6 protein-coding genes and 1 pseudogene are annotated in these 4597 nt (G+C 44.6%); all 7 read left to right on the top strand.

The genetic code is table 11. The features are described from left to right. A pseudogene (locus AC1DWN_RS28470) lies at positions 1-365 on the top strand (hypothetical protein); the annotation flags it as partial. Between the two features lie 5 nt (positions 366-370). Continuing rightward, positions 371-652, top strand: coding sequence for a EutN/CcmL family microcompartment protein (locus AC1DWN_RS28465; protein ID WP_477562252.1), 282 nt, complete (start codon positions 371-373; stop codon positions 650-652). A gap of 1 nt (position 653) precedes the next feature. Then, positions 654-989 (top strand): ethanolamine utilization microcompartment protein EutS, encoded by a 336-nt coding sequence (gene eutS / locus AC1DWN_RS28460; RefSeq protein ID WP_477562251.1) that lies wholly within the window; start codon positions 654-656, stop codon positions 987-989. Further along, the gene (locus tag AC1DWN_RS28455; RefSeq protein WP_477562250.1) at positions 990-1439 is read left to right on the top strand and encodes a EutP/PduV family microcompartment system protein; all 450 of its coding nucleotides are present in this window, start codon (positions 990-992) and stop codon (positions 1437-1439) included. Between the two features lie 8 nt (positions 1440-1447). Then, on the top strand, positions 1448-2863 hold the full coding sequence (locus AC1DWN_RS28450; RefSeq protein ID WP_477562249.1) for an ethanolamine ammonia-lyase reactivating factor EutA: 1416 nt from the start codon (positions 1448-1450) through the stop codon (positions 2861-2863). Positions 2864-2874: 11 nt separating this feature from the next. Next, positions 2875-4236 (top strand): ethanolamine ammonia-lyase subunit EutB, encoded by a 1362-nt coding sequence (locus tag AC1DWN_RS28445; RefSeq protein WP_477562248.1) that lies wholly within the window; start codon positions 2875-2877, stop codon positions 4234-4236. A gap of 28 nt (positions 4237-4264) precedes the next feature. After that, positions 4265-4597 (top strand): ethanolamine ammonia-lyase light chain EutC (locus tag AC1DWN_RS28440; protein WP_477562247.1); only part of this gene is annotated, 333 nt, incomplete at its 3' end.

Here is a 4597-nt window from a genome sequence, read left to right as displayed (position 1 = left end):
GGGTCAAGCGGGCTGACCGCCAAACTCTTAAAGTGCTGAATTTGCCAAAGGGATATTCAAAGCTGTTTATAAAATACATGGACGAGCTGCGAGAACTTGGAATCACACTGTTATCCGGGCAGGATTTGGCTATGGGGGCAATTCGTTATTTTCATGAGAACAGTCCACCGAATTCAAGCCCAGTTGCAGTGGAACAGTTAGATTCTAAGTCTACCGTAGGTTTAATTACAGCGGATTGGGTTTCTGCCCACGCATCTACACTTAGCAGCCCGCTTGAGGTTGGTCCAAAGACGATTATTTCCCCTTTGGCTAAGGACTTGTTACGGGACAAAGGAATTGTCCTTCACTATACGGAAAAAGGGTGATGGAAATGCTCTTAGGCAAAGTGATCGGCAGCGTATGGGCAACACAAAAGGAAGTCGGGATGGAAAATTTGAAGCTGATGATCGTACAGCCAATTGATTCTTCTGAAAAGGCAGAAGGTCAGCTAGTAATAGCAGTTGATAGGATAGGGTCAGGAGTTGGGGAGAAGGTTATTGTCTCACGTGGCAATCCTGCTCGAATGCTCTTTCCGGATAAGGCAGTGCCGTTCGATGCGATTATTGTTGGAATTGTTGATTCGTTAGAAGTCGGGGATCGTGGAGGAGAATAGAATGGAGAAGATGAGGGTCATTCAGGAGTACGTTCCTGGTAAACAAATCACTTTATCACATGTCATAGCGAATCCGGATCCTATTCTGTATGAAAAGCTAGGAATTGAGGATGTCGGGGCAATAGGTATTATGACGCTAACCCCGACGGAAACGGCCATTATTGCCGCGGACATCGCGACAAAAGCGGCGGTAGTCGGTATTGGTTATTTGGATCGTTTTACCGGTTCACTCGTTATTAGCGGAGAGGTTTCGGCTGTGGAGATGGCAATAAGAGCCGTTAATATTTTCTTGAGTGAGAAGCTGGATTTTACTCCGTCTTCCATTACGAGGTCATAAATGAAACGAGCAATGGTTATCGGTTCGGTCGGTGCTGGCAAATCTACCTTAATACAAGCACTGCTTCAGGAAGAAAAACCAGCCGCCAAAACGCAAAGTCTAGTTTTTCGGAATTGGTTAATTGATACACCAGGCGAATATTGTGAGAATCCTCTCCAATATCGGTTTCTAATTGCCACTTCATTTGATACGAAACTGCTGCTTCTCGTTCAGGACGCTACCAGAGAACGCAGCTATTTCCCGCCGGGATTCGTTGGTGGATTTCCTGTTCCTTCTTTGGGGGTTATTACAAAGATAGATCATGCCAATGCAAATGTGGACAAGGCCAAGCGATTTTTACGGCAAGCGATGCCGAAGGGTGATTGCTTTGAGGTATCTTCATTTACTTTGGCAGGAGTTAATGAGCTGAGGGAACGTATCGAGCTTATGCTTCAGCCGAAGTTAAAATAGGTGATTGAATGGATGAACAATGGATAACAAGTGCGGGTATTGATTTAGGCACTAGCACGATGAAATTGATTATAAGCCGACTCCAATTAGTTCGGAAATCCAGCTCTATTGGTTTGCCTAGATATGAAATATCGGAACGAAACCTCGTTTATGAGAGCGCTGTTTGCACTACTCCCTTGCTAAACGAACATGACATTGATGTTTCTGCTGTCATGAGCTGGCTGCAAGCCGAGTACAAGCAGGCGGGAATTCAATTGTCGGACATTAAGAGTGGTGCGGTTATTATTACGGGTGAAACCGCAAACAAGGGCAACGCGAAACAATTATTGCATTCGTTAGCTGATAAAGCAGGAGATTTTGTAGTAGCGACAGCGGGTGCGGACTTAGAATCACTGCTATCAGGCAAAGGATCAGGAGCAGCAAAGCGATCGATGCAGAGCCGTGGCGTAATCTGTAATGTTGACATCGGCGGAGGTACGGCTAATACTTCCTTCTTCCAACGTGGTCAAATGATTGCGACGGTTACGTTTCATGTTGGCGGCAGGCTGATTAGGCTACAGCCTAATGGAGAAGTCACATATATTTCCGATGCCATTCTTCCTTGGCTCCATGCCAATGGCTATCAATTAAAGATTGGTCAGATGCTTTCATTTATTTATATAAAAGAAATTGCAAGGATAATGAATCGCAGCATGTTAGAGTATCTTGGTGGAGACCGGAGTTCAAGTGGTCGGCTCTTAATCGTTAATAAGACCTTTCCTGAGATGCCGCAGATCGATGAAATGATGATATCTGGCGGTGTTGGCAGCATGATCGAAGCCTATCGTCCGAATAACTTGATAGAGATGACCGAATTCGGAGATTTCGGTCCTGTCCTTGCATCTACCTTGCTTGAAGTGGCTCAGCACCATAACATTCGTCTCATTAAACCCGAGCATACAGCTCGTGCAACAGTGATAGGAGCAGGCATGCAAAGCACAGAAATTAGCGGAGCGACCATACATTTATCACCTGGGTTGCTGCCAGTAAAAAATGTGCCGGTCATAAAGATAGAGTGCGGGGAGATCAAGAAGGCGATTGAGTATGGACTTCAGGTATATGATGCAGACGTAAGTCCACCCTTTTCCTTATTTATCCCTATGATGAAGGAAGTAACTTACGAGATTATACACCAGCTTTCAGAATCGCTTGTCTCTCATTATCAGCGTCTGGTTCCGCAATGCAGCCTACTTATCGTATTGTGCGAGAATGATATGGGGAAATCGTTGGGACAAGCCTTGCAGCTTAGGTCATCCGGACAGTTATCCATTCTTTGTATTGATCAAATTAAGGTAGATTTTGGCGATTATTTGGATTTAGGTGAACCGATCCAGAATAAGATGATTCCGGTTATTGTGAAGACGCTGGCTTTTCATAGCGGCTAGGAGGGACATGTATGAATCTTAAAGCAATCGTTTTGGGTAAAACCTATCAATTTCGTCATTTAAAAGAAGTACTGGCTAAGGCGAACGAAGAGAAATCAGGTGATCAATTGGCAGGCATTTCAGCTGAGAATGCAAAAGAGCGTATGGCTGCCAAATGGGTTATTGCGGAAACGACGCTATCTGAAATTCGAGAAAATCCCCTTCTCCCACCTGAGGAGGATGAAATATCCCGGGTGATCGAAGAAGATATAAATGAAAAAATATATGCTGAAATTCGAAATTGGTCGGTTGCGGAATTAAGAGAATATTTGCTTGCGTCCACGACCGGTAACGATGAAATTAGAAGACTTTCTAGGGGATTAACGAGTGAGATGATTGCGGCTGTCACCAAAGTTATGAGTAATCTTGATCTTATCCAAGCCGCATCAAAAATTGAAGTCATTACTCATTGTAATATTTCAATTGGACAGAGAGGTGTGCTGGCTGGTAGAGCTCAGCCTAATCATCCTGCGGATAACGTGACTGGGATCCAAGCAGCTTTATTTGAAGCTTTAAGTTATGGTATTGGCGATGCTGTTATCGGTATTAACCCGGTTATCGATACGATGGATAGCGTTAAGGCTATTATGAATATGACTAAAGAAGTAATGAATAAATGGAGCATTCCGACACAAAACTGCGTTCTAGCCCATATCACTACTCAAATGAGAGCCATTAGGCAAGGCGGTCAAGCGGATTTGGTGTTTCAGAGTCTTGCGGGAACGCAGGCTGGGAATAAATCGTTCGGTATCGACCTGGCTTTATTGAACGAAGCGGATGCGTTAATTCGTAGCGAAGGGACATCGGCTGGACCGAATCACTGGTATTTTGAAACGGGACAAGGCTCAGAGCTGTCCGGAGGAGCCCATTTTGGTATAGATCAAGTCACATTAGAAGCACGCTGTTATGGTTTAGCCCGAAGATTCCGTCCCTTTATCGTAAATACCGTTGTCGGTTTTATCGGTCCAGAATATTTGTACGACAGCAGACAAGTTACCCGTGCAGGCTTGGAAGACCACTTCATGGGTAAGCTGCATCAGCTCCCGATGGGTGTGGATGTCTGCTATACGAATCACATGAAAGTCGATCAGAATGACATGGATAATTTGTCGGTGCTACTTACGACGGCAGGTGTTAATTTTATTATCGGAGTTGCTATGGCAGACGATTGCATGCTGAATTATCAATCGACCAGTTTTCATGATATCGCGACATTAAGAGAAACACTTGGTCGAAGACCAGCTCCTGCATTTGAGGGATGGCTAGAGAAAATGGGCATTATGATGAATGGAAAGCTAACCGCAGATGCTGGAGATCCTACCTTGTTTCAATAAATTGTAATAGGCGGGGTGAGATGAGATCATGATTTCATTAGATATACAAGAATTGACCGATAGAATTATGAACGAGCTTCAACAACGTATTACGACTTTGTCTGATCATGCGAATACGAAATCTGTACAAGAACTCGCAATTCAATCTCGAGTGACATCGGATCAGATGGCGTCAGATACTTTGTCCACGGTGTATGATAGAAAGTCCAACATTCCGAACCCGCGTTCCGCAGAGTTGCTTGAAGAGCTGCAAAACGCGACCCCTGCACGGATAGGCGTATGGAGAGCGGGGACAAGACCATTAACAAGAGAGATGTTACGATTTCGATGCGATCATGCTGGAGCGGTTGATACGGTGTAC

The sequence above is a fragment of the Paenibacillus sp. P4_A7 genome (assembly GCF_056402455.1).
Note: the sequence above shows the minus strand (reverse complement) of the source record. Positions and strands in the feature narration are given on the sequence as shown.